Genomic DNA, 21,757 nt, shown 5'->3' on the forward strand with positions numbered 1-21,757 from the left:
AATTTTATGCAATTTGGACCCGGAGCCCAGTTTACTTTTTACTACAAATTTTGACGGTAATCTTATAATTGGTTTCGTCGCAATCTTCATTTTGTTATTTCTTTCAGCGATAGTTTCTGGTGCTGAAGTTGCTCTTTTTTCTTTATCACAAAAAGATATAGAGGACACTTTAAACGAAAATCTTGCTAAAGGCAGAATTATTTCCAATTTATTAGATAAACCCAAAAAACTTCTAGCCACTTTGCTGGTTGCTAATAATTTTTTCAACATTGGTGTTGTTATTTTGTTTGCTTACATGGGGCCCAATATTTTTGCTAATGTTAGTTCTGCGGCTCTCAAATTTACGTTTGAAGTAATTTTAGTTACTTTTTTAATTTTGTTATTTGGCGAAGTACTTCCAAAAGTTTATGCAAACCGTAACAGTGTCCGTTTTGCAAAGGGAGTTGCTTATCCGCTGGCGTTTTTAGATAAAGTGCTTTCGCCAATAAGCTTGCCAATGAGGGCGCTTACTATATATTTGCAACATAAATTAGGAAAACAAAAGAATAACTTTTCAATCAATCAGCTGTCGCAGGCTTTGGAATTAACTGATTCTGAAGGGACTTCTACTGAAGAACAAAAAATTCTGGAAGGAATTGTTTCTTTTGGAAATACAGATACAAAACAGGTAATGAGCCCAAGAATTGATATTTTTGCATTAGAAATATCAGAAACGTTTGCGGAAATTTATCCCAAAATAATTGAAACTGGATTTTCTCGAATTCCAGTTTATCGCGATAATATTGATCAGATTGAAGGCGTGCTTTTCGTAAAAGATTTATTGCCTCATATTGATAAAGAAGAATTTGATTGGGCATCTTTAATTAGAGAAGTTTTCTTTGTTCCTGAAAATAAGAAATTAGACAATCTGTTAAAAGATTTTCAGAGTTTGAAAAGTCATTTGGCAATTGTTGTAGATGAATATGGGGGAACTTCAGGATTGGTTTCTTTGGAAGATGTAATTGAAGAGATAGTAGGAGATATTAGCGATGAGTTTGATGATGAAAATCTGAACTTTTCACAGATTGATGAGAATAATTTTCTTTTTGAAGGAAAAATAAATCTAAAAGATTTTTACAGAATTGTAGATGTTGATGAAGATACTTTCGAATCTAACAAAGGAGAAGCAGAAACATTGGCTGGATTTATTCTAGAAATTTTAGGAAATTTTCCGAAAAAAGATCAAAAAGTACCTTTTGAAAACTGTATTTTCACCATTGAAACAGTTGACAAAAAGCGAGTAAAACAAATAAAAGTAACCATAAATTAAAATGTTAAACAGAATACTTTCAATAACTGCAATTTTGCTTGCACTAACAGTTATAAGCTGTAAAAACGATGTTTTGCCAAAACCGGCAAGTTTTCTTCGGTTGGATTATCCAGAAGCAAAATATGTAAATTTTGAAAACAATTGTCCCTTTGCTTTCGAAATTAATGAAGATGCAATTATTAAAGGAGAAAAAGAATGTGGTTTTGCGATTACGTATCCTAAAATGAAAGCTACAATTTACTTGACTTATAAACCTGTAAATAATAACATTGATAAGTTATTGAGAGATGCTCAAAAGCTGACTTATGAACATGTAATTAAAGCAGATGATATTTTAGAACAACCGTATTTAAACCCGCAAAAAAAGGTTTACGGAATGTTTTATCAAGTAGACGGAAACGCGGCAACAAATTCGCAGTTTTACGTTACTGACAGTACAAAACACTTTTTGATAGGTTCTGTGTATTTTTATGCAAAACCTAACTTTGATTCTATTATGCCTGCAGCAAGTTATGTTAAAAATGATATGCAGCGTTTGATGGAGACATTGAAATGGAAATAAAAGAAATAAAAAAAGGATTCAATTTGAATCCTTTTTTTATTGTTTAATCTCAAGTTAAGATTTAAAATTCGAAACTTTATATGTTTTTCCATCTCCCGTTTCTTGGACAACTTTTGTTAAAGATTCTGGGTTTTGGATGGTTTTGTCAAAACTTACTGTGGCCGTTTTTTTATCAAAATCTACAGTTGCTTTATCAACTCCGTCAAGATTGGCTAATTCTTCTTCGATTGTTTTTGCACATCCAACAGCGCAAGTCATTCCCTCTATTTGAAAGCTTGCTGTTTGAAGATTTTCAGCAGCGATTGTTTTGTGTTCTTTTGGAGCACTTTTTTCTGCATTTACAACTTGAAGGCTTTTGTCTTCTTCTTTTTTACATCCAACAAATACTAAACCAGCGATTGTGGCAGAGATTAAGATTTTTGAAATTTTCATTATATATGAATTTTAGATTGCGAATTACTTTCTTGCAAAATTAGTAAAAAGAGAGCGGTCAGTTCGTAAAATAATTACAAATTTGCAGTAAAGTACGATTTATGGAAACAAAACAGTTAAAGTGGATATATCTAGCTATTCTTTCTCTTATTTGGGGAAGTTCCTTTATTCTTATAAAAAAAGGATTAGTAGGTTTGACTGCTATTCAGGTCGGATCATTTCGAATTATTTTTGCTGCATTGTTTTTGTTAATTGTAGGATTCAAAAGCCTTCGAAAAATTTCGCGTCGTCAATGGAAATTTGTTGCAATAACTTCATTTTTTGGAACTTTTATGCCGGCTTATCTTTTTGCGATAGCAGAGACGCAAGTTGATAGTTCAATTGTAGCAATTTTAAACTCGCTCACGCCATTAAATACATTGGTTTTAGGAATTGTAGCTTTTGGGATTCAGTTTCAAAAACGCCAAGTATTTGGTGTTTTTGTTGGTTTGATTGGCTGTTTGCTTTTGGTTTTAAGTGGCGATTCAGCTTCTGGAAGTCAAAATTATATCTATGTTCTTTTGGTTGTAATTGCAACGCTTAGTTATGCAATCAATGTCAATCTGATTAAAAAATATTTACACGATTTAAATTCGCTTAGCATTACAACAGGAAATTTTGCGGTTTTGTTTTTGCCTGCTTTAATTATTTTAAGTACGACAAATATTAGTCAAACTTTTCATTTTCAAGAAACACAGCATTCGATATTATTTGTAATGATTTTGGGAGTTTTAGGAACGGGAATTGCAAATGTCGTTTTCTTTAAATTAATTCAAATGTCTTCTCCTGTATTTGCAACATCTGTAACCTATTTAATTCCTATCGTCGCATTCTTTTGGGGATTATTAGATAATGAAATGCTATCGCCAATTCAATCTGTGGGCGCTTTTATTATTTTAATAGGAGTTTATTTGTCTGCAAAGAAATAAGGCTTAATGCTTGTCACCCTGAGCGAAGTCGAAGGGCGCGCTAATTGGAACGGAACTTCGACTTCGCTCAGTCTGACAAAATTTAATAGATATAAAAAAAGCTTTGTCAAAGTTTTAAACTTTGACAAAGCTCTTAAAATCTTAGAACCTCAGTACCTTAGTATATTTGCATCTTTTAAAGAAAATCTTTCTCAGAAACTCCTTCATTAATTTTGATATCAGACATTTTAATATCCAATTCGAAACCAACATTCTGAACTAAATTAAAAGGAACTTTAATGCCTTTTACTTCTTTGTAATCTCCAAAATTAGTTATTTGTGTTGCAGATTTTCCGCCTTGTTCGCGAACTTTAGATTCTGCTGTTTTTAAACCAGATTTAACGTCGTAATAATAAGTGGTTTTACCGTCTTTAATTACATAAGCATCACTTCCGTTAATTGGTTCAATTCCTTCTACTTTCAGATCAGTTCTTTTAACAAGCTGTAATTCCTCAAAAGGAGCTGCGTTTGCTTTCATTTCGGCCAAATCGGCACCTTCAAGGTTTTTTCTTTGTCCTTGTTGCTCTACATAAGCGCCTTTTTCATTTACAACTTGTTTCATTAAATTCATAGTTCCCATAGAAAGAGAAACCATCATTTTCCCTTTTGAATCTAATTTAGATGTAAAAGTCAATGGGGTAGGAGCTTGCGGAATAGTTGTTGAACCTTCCATGTAAAGTGTTTTAACAGCAGTAACCGCTTTTTCTCCACCAATTGCTTTGATGTAATTTTCAAAAACCGTTTTTGCGGTAATCTCTTTTGGAGCTTCTTTTTTTGTAGAAGGTTTTTCAACTGGATTTCCGAATTTGTCGAAATAAGAAATTGGGATTTGAAGTTTTTCTAAACTAGTAAGAACATCAGAGCCTTTTCCAACAATTACAATTCTCATATTGTCTAACAAGAAATACTTGTTGGCAACACGGTAAATATCGTCGGCAGTAACATTATTAATAGTCTGAATGTATTTTTCGTAGAAGTCAGCCGGAAGTTTTTCCGTTTCAATGTTTAAGGCATAACGAGCCACAGCTTGAGGCTTTTCAACCTGCATTACAAATCTTCCGATATAACCTGCTTTTACATTTCGTAAAACTTCAGGATCAACTCTTTCTGTACGAATGCGTTTGATTTCCTTTATAAATTGAACAACAGCACTATCTGTAACCGTATTTCTAACGGCAGAAGAGGCTTTAAATTTGGTTACGTATTTTCCGCTTCCAATGCTTGAGTTTGCGCCATAAGTCCAAGCGTGCTGCTCGCGTAAATTCATGTTTAAGTAACTATTGAAATCTCCACCCAAAATCTGATTTGCAATTACGGCAGGAAAAAAATCAGGATCGCTCATTTTTAAATTAACCGTATTTACTAGTGAGATTTCAGATTGAACTGCATTTGGAACGTCTACAAAATCGATCTGTAACTTAGAAACATTTGTAGGATCAGGATAGGTGTTTTTTGGAGCAACTTGTTTTTTCCATCCGTTGAATAATTTTTCAACAGCGTTTTTTACTTCCTTAAATTTAACATCGCCAATAACTACTAAATAAGCATTTTCTGGAACAAAATATGTTTTGTAATTGTTTTGAACGTCTTCTAATGTTACGTTTTTTACAGTTTCTTCCGAAAGATATTCTCCCGTTGGATGGTTTTTTCCAAAAGCTAAAACATCTACGACTCTGTTTGAGATAGCTGGAACGCTTTTTTCGTCGGCTTTAAGGCCTTCTAAAAGTTTTGCTTTCTCTTTGTCAAATTCTGTTTGACTAAAATTTGGCTGTAAAGCTCCTTCGGCTAAAAGTTCTAAAACACGTCCAGAATATTTTGATAATGCACTTGCATAGGCACCTTGCGAAGTAAAGTTGATGTTAGCTCCGTAGAAATCAATTTCTTCATTAAAGGCTTCTTTGGTTGTTTTTTTGCTTCCGTTTCCGATTAAGCTGCTTGTTAATTCGTCAACCCCTTTTTTATTGCCCTCGGTAAATGGCGCATTGTCTAAAGTAAGGGTAAAGCTTACTCTAGGTAATTTATGGTTTTCAACAACTAAAACCTTCATTCCATTGGATAAAACAAAAGTCTGCGGTTTTTTGATGTTGACTACTGGGGCGTTTCCTGGTTTGGGTTGTGGACGATCTTGTGCTTGCATGATACCAGTTACGAATAAAAGGATTAAAAAAGTATATATTGTTTTCATGATTCGATATTCTTAGTTTTGAGATTTAGGCGTAGGAATGTAATCTAAAATTAAGCGTTGATTCGGATTTAAATATTTCTTGGCAACTTCTCTAATTTCTTCTCTCGTAATAGAATGATAAATATCTATCTCAGTATTGATTAAGTTAACGTCGCCATAAAGTAAATAATAAGAAGCAAGATTTTCAGCAATTCCTTCTACACTTGAATTGGCATTTACATAATTATTATCGAATTTGTTTTGTAGTTTTTCATAATCTTTTTCAGAAATTAAGTCGGTTTGAATTTTTACAATCTCTTCGTCCATTTCTTTTAAGATATCGGCAGTTGTGTTCGGTGCCATTGGCAAACCATATAATATATAGGTTCCGTAATCTTCTTGGCTAAAACCTACCGCGCCGATCTGCAATGCCATTTTTTTATCGTCAACAATCTTTTTGTAAAGTTTAGAACTTTTGCCATCGCTTAAATAAGAAGAAATCAAATCTAAAACTCTAGCATCTCTAGTTTTCATAGAAGGTGTTCTGTACGAAGCCACAACCATCGGGATTTGAATATTTGGATCTTCATAAGTAGCTTTAATAGGCTGTGTAATTGGATCTTCTGTAAAGGTTTGTTTTTTAACTTCTTCACCTTTAGGAATTGGTCCAAAATATTTCTGAATCCATTCTTTAGTTTTAGTTTTTTCAAAATCTCCTGCAACAACCAAAACGGCATTGTTTGGAGTATAGAATTTTTTATTGAAAGCTTGAAATTCTTCTAAAGTTGCAGCATCCAAATCTTTCATTGAACCAATTGTAGTCCATCTATAAGGATGTTTTTTGAACATATTCTTTTTAACCTCTGAAAGAATGTTTCCGTAAGGCTGATTGTCATAACGCATTCTTTTCTCCTCCTTAACAACTTCGTTTTGAGTGTCAACACCAATTTTATTAATAATAGGATGCATTAATCTTTCCGATTCCATCCATAAACCAAGTTCTAAGCTGTTAGAAGGAAAAACTTCGTAATAATATGTTCTGTCATCAGAAGTGTTGGCATTATTTACTCCTCCATTAGCGGTAACGATTTTCATCCATTCTCCGCGTTTGATGTTTTGAGTTCCTTCGAATAATAGATGCTCAAAAAAGTGAGCAAATCCAGTTCTGTCAGGGCGTTCGTCTTTTGAACCAACATGGTACATTACAGATGTAATAACAACTGGAGCAGAAGGATCATTGTGCAGAATGACATGTAGGCCGTTGTCTAAATTGTATTCTTCAAAAGCTACTTTTTGAGCATGAGCTACTCCGCCAAGCATTAATGCAGCACTTAACATCATTATTGATTTTTTCATAAAGATTAATAATTTTATATATCAAACAAGAGTAGGTAGACCAGAGTTGATTTTAGTTACATCAAAAATAGTTTTTTTTAATTATCAATTACAGTTTGTTTGTAATTAGATAGTATTTTAACAATCTTTTACTTTAAATAAAATGAATTTTGACTGTAAAAGTGCTTGATATACAGTGTTTTTTGCGAATCAAATATTTTTGCTTTTAAGGATTGCACAGTAAATTTTTAGTTGTATATTTGCAACCTTAAAAATCAATAAATCAATTTGGTATGTATGCAATCGTAGAGATAGCAGGGCAACAATTTAAAGTAAGCAAAGACTTAAAGGTTTATGTTCACCGTTTAGCTAATGAAGAAGGTTCAAAAGTTTCTTTTGACAAAGTTCTTTTATTAGATGATAACGGAAATGTAACTTTAGGCGCCCCAGCTATAGAAGGTGCTTCAGTAGAAGCTAAAGTGTTACAACACTTAAAAGGTGATAAAGTTATCGTTTTCAAAAAGAAAAGAAGAAAAGGATACAAAAAAAGAAATGGTCACAGACAATATCTTACACAAATTGTAATTGAAGGTATTACTGCAGCAGGAGGAACTAAAAAAGCAGCGGCTAAAAAAGCAGTTGTAGCAGAAGAAGCAGCTACTGAAGAAGTAGAAGCTCCAAAAGCAAAAAAAGCAGCTCCAAAAGCAAAAAAAGAAGCTACTAAAGAATAATAACAATATTTAAACTCATACGTCATGGCTCACAAGAAAGGTGTCGGTAGTTCGAAGAATGGTAGAGAATCAGAATCAAAACGTTTAGGCGTTAAGATTTATGGTGGACAAGCTGCTATTGCTGGGAACATCATCGTTAGACAAAGAGGTTCAAAACACAATCCAGGTGAAAATGTTTACATTAGTAAAGATCACACACTACACGCAAGAGTAGCTGGAGTTGTTAAGTTCCAAAAGAAAAGAGATAACAAATCTTATGTATCTATTATTCCTTTCGAGGCTTAATAATTTAAGATTATTTTTTATAAAAAACCCGTTCAGAAATGATCGGGTTTTTTGTTTTTATCATTGCGAGTAATGAAAGCCACAGTTTTGTCATCCCGAGGAACGAGGGATCTTCGTAAGTAACTCCACAAAGATTGGTCATTGCGAGGAACGAAGCAATCTCAAGTGCTAAATCAATTGCGCGTCATTGTTAGTGCGGTTGCTTCGTTCCTCGCAATGAAAAGATTGCGAAAAAAACCTTTGTCAAAGTTTAAAACTTTGACAAAGGTTGATCAGTTTTGTCCAAATTTGGAATTTTGAGTTTTTAAAGATTTGGAATTTAAAATTTTTATTCCTCAGTATCTTCAGTTTCTTTCAAATCCTCAGTCTTGCGACCAACTTTTACTTTAGGATTATCTTGAGTTCCTGTAACAGTTAATGGAATTCCGAAAAGACCAAAAGGAGGAAGTCCTAAACGCATTTTTAAGTTCAGTTTTCCGTCTAAGCTTGTTGTTCCTTCAATTCTTGGTCTAAAGCCAGCAAATTTAAATTTAAAACGGTCTACAGTTATGATGTTGTTTTTAACTGTAGTTTTAATGTCTACTTTAGAAAGATCTGGATTTTTCATTTTTTCAGAACTGGTCTGTTTGCTTACAGCATTAAACATTTTCAGTCCGCGGACTTTTACATCTTTGACAGAAAGGGTTCCTCCTCCCACAAGTGAAGGATAAACTGGTTCCATTTTCGAGTTTAAGCGTCCTTTCAGTTTATAATCTAAAGAAACAATTCCCTGAGCTTTTTCTGCTGCACTTGCCATTTTTCTGAAAACTTCAATTTCATTGTAAGCTCTTTTAATATCAAAATCAGAAGCTTTTATGGCATAGTCAAAATTGGCTTTTTTAGTCGTTACTGCTTGGTAGTTAGCGTTCATGTCGACTTTGCATCCAATTAAATCAAAACCAGTGTTTTGCATCGTCAGTTTTCCTTTGTTCATCTTTAAATTTCCAACAGCGCTATTTAAAGTCAGTTTATCAAAATTGACTTTCTGAACATTTGCTAATAGTTGTAAGTCTAAGTTTGTTGGAATTACGATTACTCCCGTTTCGTTTGTTCCTGTTTCTTTTTTAGGAGCAGGATTTTGATTTTGAGTTACAGGTGTACTTTCTGGAGCGTTAGACATAAATTCGTCGATATTGATATATCTTGAAGTTACTTTAAAACTACCTCTTAAAACGCCCGTATTGGTTGTTACGTAATTAATGACATTCTGCAGATAACCATTCATTTTAAAATCTGACTGTCCGTAGGCCGCTAGGAAATTATTGAACGACATTTTATCCTGATTGATTTTAAAAATTCCTTCTTTAATCACAAACTTCTTTGGAAGAAATTCAGAAGCAATTCCGATATTTCTCAATTCAAGAGTTCCTTTATTGTGCAATTTGCTGTAATTTCCTTTTTCAGCATCACTTTGTTTTCCTTTCAGAACCAAATCGGCTTTTACAAAACCATCTAAATCAAGTCCTTTTTGAGAGAATACTTTATAGATTTTATTGACGTCTAATTCGCCTTTTGCCTTTACATCATAAGTTAAATCGTCAAAATTGCTAAGATCAGCTTCAACAAAAACCGGTTTTCCTTCAAAAGTAAATTGAGTTGGTTTTAGATTTACTTTCAAATCCTGAAAAGTTCCTTTTTGATTTTCAATTTTAGATTTGATAGTAATATTGGTAATCGGATTTGGATAATACGGCGTTTTCAAATAACCATTTTCCAAATTGATTGTACCATACGTTACAGGAAAACGTTTGTTTTTTTGGTCGAATACTCCGTTGGTTTTTATATCGCTAACTAAATTTCCTTTAAGCTTTATGTCTGGAATTCCAAGAGCATTAATCAATTTTTCAAGATCAATTTTAGCTTTAAAATCTCCATTAATATTAGGAGTGTTTACGCCTTCAACAATAAACTTCGATTTCAAATAATCTTGATTAATGTTTAATGATAAATTTTTAGTGGCAACCATCACTAAATCTGGATTTAGAGACGGAACTTTAGTTTTAATGTCTAAATTTAAGTTAGAAACAGGAAATGCACTTTTGTTATAATTGACAAATCCGTCGTTTATTTTTATATCCAAATTCAAGTCTGGCGCTATATTTTGTGATGTAATATATTTGCCTTTCAAAGTAAAAAGAAGGTTGGTATTTCCTTTTAATTCGGTTTGAGAGAGCCAAGTAATGTATTTTGGAGGAAAAGCGGTAAAAACGTCGTACAGCTTGCTGTTATCCGATTTAATAACAAAATCCATATTGTAACCGTCTTTTAAGATGTCAAATTTTCCTTTAAAATCGACTAAAAGCTGATTGATTTTTAAATTGTTCTGCTGGAAAAAGAATGAAAGCGAGTTGATGTTTACTTTCGTAATCAAATCGGCGTCAATCTTTTTATTCATTAAATACGGTTCGTCTTCATAGACAATATTTAATTTTTCAATTTTAGCTTTCGAGTATAGATCGAAAACGGCTTTGTTTAAATCTCCTTTTCCTAAATAATTAAATCCAAAAGCATCAAAATGAACTTTTGTCGACTTATCATCATAAATAATTTTACTGTTTAAAATTTCAATTCGTTCCAGTTTTAAAGCGGTATCGCTGCTGTCTTTCGATTTAGAAGCTTGTTCCTGTGATTTGTAAATGTTATAATTGGCCTCTCCATTCGGATTTACTTTTACATTGATGAAAGAATCAGACAAATAAATCTGATCGATTTTTACCGATTTGCTAAAGATTAAACTCGCTACATTTATACCAAAAGAAACCTCTTTTGCAGTAATGAATTTTTCATTTTTATACGGTGCAGAACCATTAAGACTCAAATTGTCTAAGGTTAAGGTCAGTGATGGAAAATGACGAAAAAACGAAACGGAAACATCAGAATAATTTAATTCTGCACTCAGTCTTTCGTTAGCGGTTTTTTTGATCTGTTCTTTAATCTGATCTTCAAAAACGATAGGCGTTAAAAATAATAATCCTAAAATAACAGCGAAAGTTATTCCGAAATACTTCGCAATCTTAAATACGATTGATCTGGATTTACTTTTTTGCATAACGAATTGTAATATTAAAGTATATAAATAAAGTCAAAAAAAACGAGTGTAATTTATCCGTGTACGGTTTCACTTTTACCATAATTGGTAATAATAGAACCCTCATATTCAATCCATTCTTTCCATCGTTTATCAATGTCAATATTGTCTTGGTATTTTCTGGCAAATCCTAAAAATGTGGTGTAATGTCCAGCTTCAGAAATCATCAAATCGCGATAAAATTTAGCTAATTCTGGATCTTGAATGTTTTCAGAAAGTACTTTAAAACGCTCACAGCTTCGAGCTTCAATCATAGCAGAAAATAATAAACGGTCGGAAAGGGCGTCTCTTCTGCTTCCGTCTTTTTTCATAAATTTAAAAAGCTCATTTACATAATGGTCTTTTCGCTCGCGTCCTAAAGTAAGTCCGCGTTGTTTTATAATATCGTGAACCATTTGAAAATGTTCGAGTTCTTCTCTGGCAATAACAAGCATTTCTGTTACAAGTTCTTCTATTTCAGAATTGTAAGTTACAATGCTAATAGCGTTTGAAGCTGCTTTTTGTTCGCACCAAGCGTGATCTGTTAAAATTTCTTCGATATTTGACTCAACGATATTTACCCAGCGAGGGTCTGTAGCTAATTTTAATCCCAACATAATTTCCCAGCATTTAGTTCCTGCAAAATTAGTGTTTTTTATTGCTAAAAATCAGTAAATATCGTGCGATTGCGCTCAAAAAAGTATTATTTTGTAAGTTGAAACCAATTACCATGAATCAGCTAAAAAAACTTTTAATTATTGGATTTGTCTGGCCTGAGCCAAATTCCTCAGCAGCGGGCGGAAGAATGATGCAGTTGATTTCTATTTTCAAAGAAAATGGATTCGAAATTACATTTGCAAGCGCCGCGCAAGACAGTGATTTTATGGTTGATTTAGCGGCATCTGGAGTGCAAAAAGTTGGCATAGAACTCAATTCTTCGAGTTTTGATGATTTTATAAAAGAATTAAATCCAGATTTTGTCTTGTTTGATCGATTTATGATTGAAGAACAATTTGGATGGAGAGTTATCGAAAATTGTCCAAAAGCAATTAGGATTTTAGATACCGAAGATTTGCATTGTTTGAGAACCGCAAGGCAAAAAGCTTTCAAAGAAAACCGAAATTTTGAATTTTTGGATTTGTTATCAGAAGATGTAGCAAAAAGAGAAATTGCTAGTATTTTAAGGTGTGATTTATCTCTGATTATTTCTCAATTTGAAATGAAAATTCTAAAAGATGTTTTTAGAATTGACGAGGAATTATTGTTCTATCTTCCCTTTTTGGTTGATAAAATGGAAGAAGATGATCTGTTAAAATTACCATTTTTTGAAGATCGAAAGAACTTTGTTTTTATTGGAAATTTTCTTCACGAGCCGAATTGGAATACTGTTCAGCATTTAAAAGAATCGATTTGGCCTTTTCTTAAAAAAGAATTTCCAGAAGCAATTTTAGAAGTCTATGGAGCTTATCCATCACAAAAAGTATTGCAATTGCATCAGCCTAAAAATGGTTTTTTTATTATGGGAAGAGCAGATGATGCTAATGAAATAGTGAAAAAAGCAAGAATTGTTCTGGCGCCAATTCGTTTTGGTGCGGGTTTAAAAGGGAAATTATTAGAAGCCATGCAATGTGGAACACCAAGTGTGACAACTTCTGTAGGCTCGGAAGCTATGCATTTAGATTTGCCTTGGAATGGTTTTATTGAAGATAATCCCGAAGCTTTCGCAAAAAAAGCAATTGCACTTTATCAAGATGAGAACCTTTGGAAAGAATCTCAAAAAAACGGAATTAAGATCATTAATGAATGTTACCAAAAAAGCGATTATTCAAATGAACTTCTTTCAGTGGTAAATTCGCTTTTAAAAGATTCTGAAAGTCATCGTCTTCATAATTTTATGGGAAATTTATTGCAGCATCACGCGTATAAAAGCACTATGTATATGTCTAAATGGATTGAAGCGAAGAATAAATAGTCTCAGTTTTCAATCTCAGTTTTCAGACCTATAATTACTGAAAACTGTGACTGAAAACTGAAAACTCTAAACTAAGCTTCCATTTTTCCAAATCCAACAGTCTCACGATAAATTTGCGGCGAAACATCAGCATTGGTTTTAAAGAAACGACTGAAATAATGTTCGTCGTCATAACCTAGTTCGTAAGCGATTTCTTTGACGGTTTTGTTAGTCATGTACAATTCTCTTTTGGCTTCAATTATAATTCTTTCCGAAATTAAATCTGTTAAGGTTTTGTTGAAATAATTCTTAGATATTTTAGCCAATGCTTTTGGAGAAATATTTAGTAATTCAGCATAATTTCCGGCTGAATGTTTGGTTTTGAAATTCAGTTCAATGGCATCTTTCAAGTTTTGAAGAATGACAGGTTCTTTAGAATCTGGAACCGATTTCATTTCTTCTAATTGTTCTGTTTTTAATCTTGAAGCGGTAATCAGAAAAATCTTCAAATAAGAAATAAGTAATTCATATTGTGCCAATTCAGCATTTTCAATTTCAGCTTTCATTTGGTCAATCACCATTTTAAATGTCTGTGACGCTTGTTCTGTCACCTGAACATACGGAGGCTGATAGATATTGTTGAATAAAACTCCATTACACGAAACCTCTTTTTGATGCATATGGATGCAATAAAAATCAGAATGAAAATGAATGGCAATACCTTCAATTGGTTCGCTTACGCAAAGCATGAAAGGTTGGTAAGGAGAAAAGGCGAGAAGTGAATTTTCTTCAAAATGATGTTCTGCAAAATCTGCTTTTACTTTGCCTTTTCCTTTAGTGACCCAAATTAAGGAATAATAATTGTTTCGCTGTAAATGATCAAAATAGCTGTTGTCTTCAAAAGGAAGAATTTTGAAAGCCAGATTTCCATTCTGCGGATTTATTAAAGTAAAAACATTTTGAGAGCTCATATTCTGTTTCATTTTTTAAAAATATAAAGATAGTCATGAAACAAATTCACAACTATCTCTATTGCATGTTTTTTGTTGTTTGTATTAGTTGTGCAATTCTAAGTTAGAAACTGCTGGAAAATCAATTTCTGTATTTGCTACGTTATTAAAGTAATTGGTTAGAACATTTAGAGCTACATGTGCAATAGTTTCGGCAATTTCAGCATCAGAAACTCCTGCATTTTTCGCTTTGTTTACATCTTCATCATTTACTAAACCACCTTTGCTGATTAAGATTTTAGCCAATTGTAGAATCGCTTCTGTTTTAGTGTCAGTTGAATTTCCTGTTCTTGCCGCATGTAAAACTGCTGGATCTGCTTTTACCAATTTTTCTCCAATAAAAGTGTGAGCTGCTAAACAGTAATCACAAGAGTTGCTTTCTGAAACTGCCAATGCAATTAATTCACCTGTTTTTGCACTTAATTTTCCGTGGCTCAATGCGCCGCTTAAGTTTAGATATCCTTCCAAAACTGCAGGAGAATTTCCCATTGTTCTCATCATGTTTGGAACAACGCCTAATTTTGCTTGTACAGCGTTGAATAAATCTTTAGTTTTTCCTGTAACTTCTTCTGGGTTTAATGCTGTTAATCGTGCCATCTTATTTAATTTTTAAAGTTGTTATTTGTTGTTGTCTTTTGACATTACAAAGTTGCGACGATTGCAGATTTTAAAACATGGAGAATGTACGCTATGTGATGGATAATTTTCCCTCTCAATTTTTTCAGGAGCTAATCCAGCTTTCCGCTTCAAGTCCTCGCTCAAAAGCCTGTTTTTCTAAACCATAAAACGAGCTTCCGTTGGTCGCTGTTTTCTGGCAAGAAAAATAAGGCTTTTGAGCTCCGGGCTTTCCACTTCAATCTGGGCTAGGACAATCGTTTTCATAAGAATGTTTCGTTTATTTTGTCAAAAATGATAGATTTTACAGGTAGTTAACTTTGTCAAAGTTTTAAACTTTGACAAAGTTCGCGATAAAGCTCTTCAGCAATCTTGTCATTTCGACTAAGGAGAAATCTTCGTAAGAAGTTCGACAAAGATTATGAATGTTTTGTATGGCTTTACCATCCAGTTTGTCATTTCGACTGAAAGGAGAAATCACCGCGGGATTCGACAAAGATTGGATTATCAGTGTGGAGTTACTTGCGAAGATTTCTCGTTCCTCGAAATGACAAGATTGTGTTGATAGTTTTGCGGAATTTCTAGTGCGATTTCTCGTTCCTCGAAATGACAAATATTGCGCAAAAAAAACAGGTTTTCCTTAAGGAAAACCTGTCATAAACTATATTCTTAAATATTTTATTTCAAAACACCTTCAACTGCTTGAATAGTCGTAGCATGATAACCAGATTTTGCTTTCTCAAAAACCTGTTTTGCCCAAACTTTTCCTTCAGGAGTTTTAACCATTTCTTTGTAAAGCATCATTACAGAACCCGTTCTGCTGATTCCAATTAAAAATTGCTCAATTGCAGGATTGGCAGCTTTGTATTGATGACGAATTGCCTGAACAAACCATTGACGTTTAATGATAAAATTCCCGCCCTTTGTAAAGTTAAATTCTTTATCAATTGCTTCCATTTCTTTTACAGTAATATCAGTTGGAAGATGATCTATAAAGTGCTGTTTTTCTGCCGTAGTTGTGATTTTTTTACTTAAACCTGTTACGCCAGTTTCTCTCCAGCTTTTTTGAATGCCATCTATAGCATCAAATTCCGCTGAACTTACTGGAAGAATATTTGATGGAATTCCAGGTTTGTAAATCCAGTCTTCTAATTTGATTTTAGCTGCTAAAGCTTTGTCACCTTTGATAAGATTTTCATTGATATACTTAACGAAATCTTCTGTCGTAATTGACTTGAAGGCATGAGAATCAAAATAGTTTTTGATAAACGGATCGAATTTCGCGCGGCCAACAGCATTTTCAATAACTCTTAAAAAAGCATAACCTTTAACATAAGGAATCATGCTGATTCCATCGTCCGGATTTCTTCCGGTCAAGCTAACTTTTAATCTTGTGTCTGGACTTGTGTCTCCGTATTCTGCTACATTATCAACTAATTCTTTATTAGTGATCACATTTTGCATGTCAAATTCTTTCTTTCCAAAGATTGCCTCGCCAATTCTATGTTCAACATAAGTTGTAAAACCTTCATTCAGCCAAATGTCATCCCATGTAGCGTTTGTAACTAAATTTCCGCTCCAGCTGTGACCAAGTTCGTGTGCTAACAAGCTTGTTAATGAACGGTCTCCAGCGATTACTCCCGGAGTTAAGAAAGTCAAGTTGGGATTTTCCATTCCGCCGTAAGGAAAGCTTGGAGGTAAAACCAGAACATCATAACGACCCCATCTGTAAGGTCCGTATAATTTTTCGGCAGCATTTACCATTTTTCCAAGTTCAGCAAATTCATAAGCTGATTTTTTCAGTATAGAGGGTTCTGCATAAACACCAGTTCTGTTGTCGATTGCTTGAAATTCAATATCTCCAACGGCAATTGCCATTAAATAAGACGGAATTGCTTTGTCTTGTTTGAAGGTGTAAACTCCACTATCATTTTTCTTTTGCGGATTTACAGCGCTCATAACGGCTAATAAATCTTTAGGAACCGTAACTTTTGCATTATAAGTAAAACGAATTCCAGGAGAGTCTTGACACGGAATCCAAGTGCGAGACCAAATGCTTTCTCCTTGAGAGAATAAAAACGGTTTCTTTTTGTCTGCCGTTTGTTCTGGTTTAAGCCATTGCAATGAAACTGCATCTTTAGTTGTGCTGTAGTAAATATTTACTTTGGTAGTATTAGGTTCGATAGTTATATGAAGTGGTTTTCCGTGAAATTCAACATCTTTTCCCAGTTCAAATTTGGTTTCTTTCTCATCATCGCCTAAAGTTACTTTAGTAATATTTAAAGTGTTTTCATCGAAAATAATTTCGTTTCCTTTGCTGATGTTATCAATTGTCCAAGACGCTTTACCAGAAATTGTTTGTGTTTCAAAATCAACTTTTATATCCAAGTCAAGATGTTTTGCAACAGCAAGTTCTGGTTTAGAGTAGCTATGTTCGTCTGTAACAGCTGTTAGTTTTTCTGTTTGCTCTTTTTTCTGGCAGGCAATTACTGTCAGAAATAAAGCTAAAAGAATTAGTTTCTTCATTTTATAAGGTTTTGAATTTGAGGATGAAAATTAAACAAAAAATCCCGTCCCGAAACTTCGGGACGGGATTTAATTATAAAATTAACAACGATTACGCCAACATTGTAACTGGGCTTTCGATGTATTGTTTTAATGTTTGTAAGAACTGAGCGCCAGTTGCACCGTCAATTGTTCTGTGGTCACAAGCTAATGATAACATCATTGTGTTTCCAACTACGATTTGACCGTTTTTAACTACTGGTTTCTCAACAATTGCACCTACAGAAAGGATTGCAGAGTTTGGCTGGTTGATAATTGAATTGAATTCAGTAATACCAAACATTCCAAGGTTAGATACTGTAAAAGTACTTCCTTCCATTTCTTGTGGTCCCAATTTTTTGTTTTTAGCTCTTCCAGCAAGATCTCTTACTGAACCGCCAATTTGAGATAAACTCATAGCATCTGTAAATTTCAATACAGGAACAACCAATCCGTCTTCAACAGCTACAGCAACACCAATATTTACGTGGTGGTTGATGATGATAGCATCTTCTTTCCACTGAGAGTTGATTTTTGGATGTTTTTTCAATGCTAAAGCACAAGCTTTAATTACCATATCGTTGAAAGATACTTTTGTATCAGGAACGCTGTTGATAGCAGCTCTTGCTTGCATAGCTTCGTCCATACTAACTTCAATCACTAAGTTGTAGTGAGGTGCAGTAAATAAAGATTCTGCCAAACGTTTAGCAATGATTTTACGCATTTGAGAGTTTTTGATCTCTTCTGTGTAAACTTCACCAGCAGGAACAAATACTTTTGGAGCAGCAGGAGCAGAAGCTTCTTGTTTTGCAGCAGGTGCAGAAGCAGCAGCTTGTCCTTGTGCAGCAGGAGTAAAGTTTTCGATATCGCTTTTCACAATACGTCCGTTTTCTCCAGATCCTTTAACCTGGTTTAAAGAAATTCCTTTGTCAGAAGCGATTTTTTTAGCTAATGGTGAAGCTAAAATTCTTCCGTTTGAAGTTTCAGCAGTAGCTTCAGGAGCTTTTTCGGCAGCAGGTGCAGCTTTTGTTTCTTCAGAAGCAGGTCCCGAAGCTTCGGCAGCAGGTGCAGCACCTCCGGCAGTATAGTTTTCAGCAATTCCAGCAATATCAGTTCCTGCAGGTCCGATGATAGCTAATAAGCTGTCAACAGGAGCAGTGCTTCCTTCTTGAATTCCGATATATAATAATGTTCCAGCATTGAAAGACTCAAACTCCATAGTCGCTTTGTCTGTTTCAATTTCTGCTAAAATATCACCTTCAGCTACAGTATCGCCTACTTTTTTCAACCAAGTAGCTACTGTACCTTCCGTCATTGTATCACTCAGACGTGGCATAGTTACAACTACAACACCTTTTGGTAATTCAGTTGCAGCTTTTGCAGGAGCAGCAGTTTCAGTTTTTGCTTCGGCAGCAGGAGCATCCGCTTTTGGTTCCGAAGCTTCGGAACTAGCAGCAGGAGCATCACCACCAGCTAAAAGAGCAGAAATATCTTCTCCTTCTTTACCAATGATTGCTAATAATGAATCAACTGGAGCAGTTTCTCCAGCTTGTATTCCGATATGTAAAAGAGTTCCTTCGTTAAAAGATTCGAACTCCATAGTTGCTTTGTCTGTTTCAATTTCAGCTAAGATATCTCCTTCGCTAATTTTGTCGCCTACTTTTTTTAACCAAGTCGCTACCGTTCCTTCAGTCATAGTATCGCTCAAACGAGGCATTGTTACTTTAATCGCCATGATATTATAATTTATGAGGTGTAAATGGATAGTCTTCTTGTGCGTATACTACATCGTATAATTGTTGTAAGTCTGGATATGGAGATTCTTCAGCGAATTTCTGACATTCCTCAACTAAGTCTTTAACTCTTTGGTCAATTACTTCAATTTCTTCTGCTGTAGCATATTTTTGATCCATAATTACATCAAGAACTTGTGTAATTGGGTCAATTTTTTTGTACTCTTCAACCTCTTCTTTAGAACGGTATAATTGAGCATCAGACATAGAGTGTCCTCTGTAACGGTACGTTTTCATTTCAAGGAAAGTTGGTCCGTCTCCGCGACGCGCTCTTTCGATAGCTTCGTGCATTGCTTCTGCAACTTTTACAGGGTTCATTCCATCAACTGGTCCGCAAGGCATTTCGTAACCTAAACCTAATTTCCAGATGTCAGTGTGGTTTGCAGTTCTTTCTACAGAAGTTCCCATTGCATAGCCGTTGTTTTCAACGATAAATACAACTGGAAGTTTCCACAACATAGCCATGTTGAAAGCTTCGTGAAGAGAACCTTGTCTAGCAGCACCATCACCAAAGTAAGTCATAGTAACGCCACCAGTGTTAAAATATTTATCTGCGAAAGCTAAACCAGCTCCCACAGGAATTTGTCCACCTACGATTCCGTGTCCTCCGTAAAAACGGTGTTCTTTAGAGAAAATGTGCATAGAACCTCCCATACCTTTAGAAGTTCCTGTTGCTTTTCCTAAAAGTTCTGCCATTACATTTCTAGGATCAACTCCCATACCAATTGGCTGAACGTGGTTTCTGTAAGCAGTAATCATTTTATCTTTGGTCAAATCCATAGCGTGCAGTGCGCCAGCTAATACAGCTTCTTGACCATTATATAGGTGTAGAAAACCTCTAACTTTTTGTTGAATGTATAATGCTGCAAGTTTGTCTTCAAACTTTCTCCAAAGTAGCATGTCTTCATACCACTTTAAATATACCTCTTTTGTAACTTCTTTCATCTGAATTCTTTCTTTTGCTAAAGTTGTTTGTGTTATCGATTATTGTGCCTGTAACGCAAAATAGTTTCCTCCCACAAATTTGCGCCCGAAAGGTCGGGATGCAAAAATAAGACATTACATTTAAGAACTAAAATTTAATGACTACTTTTTGGCTTTTTTTTACAAGAACTTTTTATCGAACATCAAAGGGAGTAAATTTTTTAATGAAGAAGATTTATAAATCTCTCCAATTTCACCCATAAAATAGATTTCAATTGGTGTATCTTGTTTTATCTCGTACTCTGCAATCGATTGTCGACAAGATCCGCAAGGTGGAATCGGAGCGGCGGTTTGATTCGTGTCTGAAGCAGCGGTAATAGCCATTTTTAGAATTTTTGCCTCTGGATATGCGCTTCCAGCATAGAAAATTGCTGTTCGTTCTGCACAAAGTCCAGATGGATAAGCTGCATTTTCCTGATTAGAACCTAAAATAACTTTTCCGTTATCTAAAAGTAAAGCCGCACCAACTCTGAATTTTGAATAAGGAGCGTACGCTTTTTTTCTAACTTCAACCGCTTGATTCATTAAGTCTTGAATTTCGGTTGAAAGTTCACTTAAGTTATCGTAAATCGTAAATGAAGTTGTTATGTTTATTTCTTTCATCTGTTTTTATGGGAAAAAAAATCCAAATTCCTGAAATGCCGGAATTTGGATTGATTTATTTTTATTTTAATGTAAACTCTTTAATAGTTATCGTATTTGTCTCCAAAGTTAAACGTTAAAGAGAAACGAAGTGTGTTTTCTAAAGGATTTTTTATTTTCGAAGCTGAGAACAAATAGGATACATCTATTTTCATGATGTTGTATTTAAATCCTGCTCCCAATGAGAAAAACTGTTTTGCTCCTTTTTCTGGGCTTTCGTGGTAATAACCTAAACGCATTGCAAACGAGTCTTGGTACATATATTCGGCTCCGAGACTATAAGTTACCTCTTTCATTTCTTCTTTAAATCCGCCTGGCGCATCGCCAAATGACTTAAAGATTCCTTCAAACCAACCAATATCATTGTATTTTTGGTAGCCATTATTGGTCGCTTGCGCTTGTGAAATGTCTTCAGGATCATCAAAGTCACCATCGCCATTTCCGTCAACTGGAGTTCCAATGCCTGGAGGCGTTGGTACTAAAAGTTTTGTAAGTTCGGCACTTACGGTAAGTTTGTTATATTCGTCAAAAATGAAATCAAATCCTCCACCAACTCTTAAGTTAGCCGGTAAGAAGTTAGAGCTAATGTCATCATTGTCGTAGCTAATTTTTGGGCCTAAATTTTGAAAGTTAACCCCGGCTCTCCATCTACCATTAAAATCTTGATAAGCAATTTCTTCAGATTGGTAAAAAGCAGCAACATCGACTGCAAAAGATTTTGCAGCTCTTGCATCAACTTCTTCAGATGCTACCTTTAAATTTGAATTGATAAAACGGGCTCCAACCGCCATCGAGAATTTTTCGCTCAATTTTAATGAGTAAGATCCGTCTAATGCGAATTCATTTGGACTAACTTCACGTACTGCTTCATTTGGATCTCCTGTATATCTTAATTCGATTCCTCCAAATCCGAAATAGCGAAAACTTGTGGCAAAAGCACTTTTTTCGTTGATTTTGTTGTAATAAGTTAATTGGCCTAAAGAAATATCATTGGCAAGATCGGTCAGGTAAGGAGTGTAACTAATAGAAAGACCTTGTGCGTCTTCTGAAAAGGCATATTTTGCAGGATTCCACTGTTGCGAGAAAACGTCGGCAGAAGTTGCGACTCCTTGATCTGCTAAACCTGCTGCTCTAGCATCTGCTGCTACCATTAAAAAGGGAACTCCAGTAACGATGGGTCTTGATTCTTGAGCTTTTGAGCTGCAAAAAATAAAAAAACAGATTAATAAAAGTGATATTTTTTTCATTGGTGGGACTAATTGTTTTTGGTGGTGCAAATATATATAA

General features: G+C 34.4%; 18 protein-coding genes. 6 read left to right on the top strand and 12 right to left on the bottom strand.

Annotated features, from left to right (window positions below; translation table 11 throughout):
• Positions 1-13 precede the first annotated feature (13 nt).
• Positions 14-1,309, top strand: a complete 1,296-nt coding sequence (locus tag LL966_RS15895) for a gliding motility-associated protein GldE (RefSeq protein ID WP_229354614.1) — start codon at positions 14-16, stop codon at positions 1,307-1,309.
• A 1-nt stretch (position 1,310) separates the two neighbouring features.
• On the top strand, positions 1,311-1,871 hold the full coding sequence (gene gldD / locus LL966_RS15900) for a gliding motility lipoprotein GldD (RefSeq protein ID WP_229354617.1): 561 nt from the start codon (positions 1,311-1,313) through the stop codon (positions 1,869-1,871).
• A 54-nt stretch (positions 1,872-1,925) separates the two neighbouring features.
• On the opposite strand, the gene LL966_RS15905 is transcribed toward gldD, so the two are convergent.
• Positions 1,926-2,303: a heavy-metal-associated domain-containing protein gene (locus tag LL966_RS15905; RefSeq protein ID WP_229354618.1), complete on the bottom strand. Its 378-nt coding sequence runs from the start codon at positions 2,301-2,303 to the stop codon at positions 1,926-1,928.
• A 101-nt stretch (positions 2,304-2,404) separates the two neighbouring features.
• Between LL966_RS15905 and LL966_RS15910 the strand changes: the two genes are divergently transcribed.
• Complete coding sequence (locus LL966_RS15910) at positions 2,405-3,271, top strand: DMT family transporter (protein WP_229354619.1); 867 nt, start codon at positions 2,405-2,407, stop codon at positions 3,269-3,271.
• A gap of 175 nt (positions 3,272-3,446) precedes the next feature.
• Here LL966_RS15910 and LL966_RS15915 read toward each other — a convergent pair whose 3' ends face one another.
• On the bottom strand, positions 3,447-5,495 hold the full coding sequence (locus tag LL966_RS15915; RefSeq protein WP_229354620.1) for a M16 family metallopeptidase: 2,049 nt from the start codon (positions 5,493-5,495) through the stop codon (positions 3,447-3,449).
• A gap of 12 nt (positions 5,496-5,507) precedes the next feature.
• On the bottom strand, positions 5,508-6,830 hold the full coding sequence (locus LL966_RS15920; RefSeq protein ID WP_229354621.1) for a M16 family metallopeptidase: 1,323 nt from the start codon (positions 6,828-6,830) through the stop codon (positions 5,508-5,510).
• Between the two features lie 272 nt (positions 6,831-7,102).
• Between LL966_RS15920 and rplU the strand changes: the two genes are divergently transcribed.
• Both rplU and rpmA read left to right on the top strand, forming a co-directional pair.
• Positions 7,103-7,540: a 50S ribosomal protein L21 gene (rplU, locus tag LL966_RS15925; RefSeq protein ID WP_073412831.1), complete on the top strand. Its 438-nt coding sequence runs from the start codon at positions 7,103-7,105 to the stop codon at positions 7,538-7,540.
• A 24-nt stretch (positions 7,541-7,564) separates the two neighbouring features.
• Positions 7,565-7,825, top strand: coding sequence for a 50S ribosomal protein L27 (gene rpmA, locus LL966_RS15930; RefSeq protein WP_012023622.1), 261 nt, complete (start codon positions 7,565-7,567; stop codon positions 7,823-7,825).
• Between the two features lie 328 nt (positions 7,826-8,153).
• On the opposite strand, the gene LL966_RS15935 is transcribed toward rpmA, so the two are convergent.
• Positions 8,154-10,913: an AsmA-like C-terminal region-containing protein gene (locus tag LL966_RS15935; protein ID WP_229354622.1), complete on the bottom strand. Its 2,760-nt coding sequence runs from the start codon at positions 10,911-10,913 to the stop codon at positions 8,154-8,156.
• Positions 10,914-10,966: 53 nt separating this feature from the next.
• Positions 10,967-11,548, bottom strand: a complete 582-nt coding sequence (gene miaE, locus LL966_RS15940; protein WP_109191696.1) for a tRNA-(ms[2]io[6]A)-hydroxylase — start codon at positions 11,546-11,548, stop codon at positions 10,967-10,969.
• A gap of 113 nt (positions 11,549-11,661) precedes the next feature.
• Between miaE and LL966_RS15945 the strand changes: the two genes are divergently transcribed.
• Positions 11,662-12,903, top strand: coding sequence for a glycosyltransferase family 4 protein (locus tag LL966_RS15945; RefSeq protein WP_229354623.1), 1,242 nt, complete (start codon positions 11,662-11,664; stop codon positions 12,901-12,903).
• 71 nt (positions 12,904-12,974) lie between these two features.
• On the opposite strand, the gene LL966_RS15950 is transcribed toward LL966_RS15945, so the two are convergent.
• The 7 genes from LL966_RS15950 to porV form a co-directional block, all read right to left on the bottom strand.
• Complete coding sequence (locus tag LL966_RS15950; RefSeq protein ID WP_229354624.1) at positions 12,975-13,865, bottom strand: helix-turn-helix domain-containing protein; 891 nt, start codon at positions 13,863-13,865, stop codon at positions 12,975-12,977.
• A 72-nt stretch (positions 13,866-13,937) separates the two neighbouring features.
• Positions 13,938-14,489 (bottom strand): carboxymuconolactone decarboxylase family protein, encoded by a 552-nt coding sequence (locus tag LL966_RS15955; protein ID WP_229354626.1) that lies wholly within the window; start codon positions 14,487-14,489, stop codon positions 13,938-13,940.
• Positions 14,490-15,185: 696 nt separating this feature from the next.
• Positions 15,186-17,033, bottom strand: a complete 1,848-nt coding sequence (locus LL966_RS15960) for a hydrolase/aminopeptidase (RefSeq protein WP_229354628.1) — start codon at positions 17,031-17,033, stop codon at positions 15,186-15,188.
• A gap of 91 nt (positions 17,034-17,124) precedes the next feature.
• A complete protein-coding gene (locus LL966_RS15965) occupies positions 17,125-18,786 on the bottom strand; it encodes a pyruvate dehydrogenase complex dihydrolipoamide acetyltransferase (protein WP_229354629.1) in 1,662 nt (553 codons plus the stop codon).
• 4 nt (positions 18,787-18,790) lie between these two features.
• A complete protein-coding gene (pdhA, locus tag LL966_RS15970; protein WP_223707312.1) occupies positions 18,791-19,789 on the bottom strand; it encodes a pyruvate dehydrogenase (acetyl-transferring) E1 component subunit alpha in 999 nt (332 codons plus the stop codon).
• 159 nt (positions 19,790-19,948) lie between these two features.
• Entirely contained in the window at positions 19,949-20,431 is a 483-nt protein-coding gene (gene cdd, locus LL966_RS15975; protein WP_229354630.1) for a cytidine deaminase, read from the bottom strand.
• 80 nt (positions 20,432-20,511) lie between these two features.
• The gene (gene porV, locus LL966_RS15980) at positions 20,512-21,717 is read right to left on the bottom strand and encodes a type IX secretion system outer membrane channel protein PorV (RefSeq protein ID WP_229354631.1); all 1,206 of its coding nucleotides are present in this window, start codon (positions 21,715-21,717) and stop codon (positions 20,512-20,514) included.
• Positions 21,718-21,757: the final 40 nt, after the last annotated feature.

Origin of the sequence: Flavobacterium chungbukense (genome assembly GCF_020805785.1) — a bacterium.
In the GTDB taxonomy this organism is placed as follows: Bacteria; Bacteroidota; Bacteroidia; order Flavobacteriales; family Flavobacteriaceae; genus Flavobacterium; species Flavobacterium chungbukense.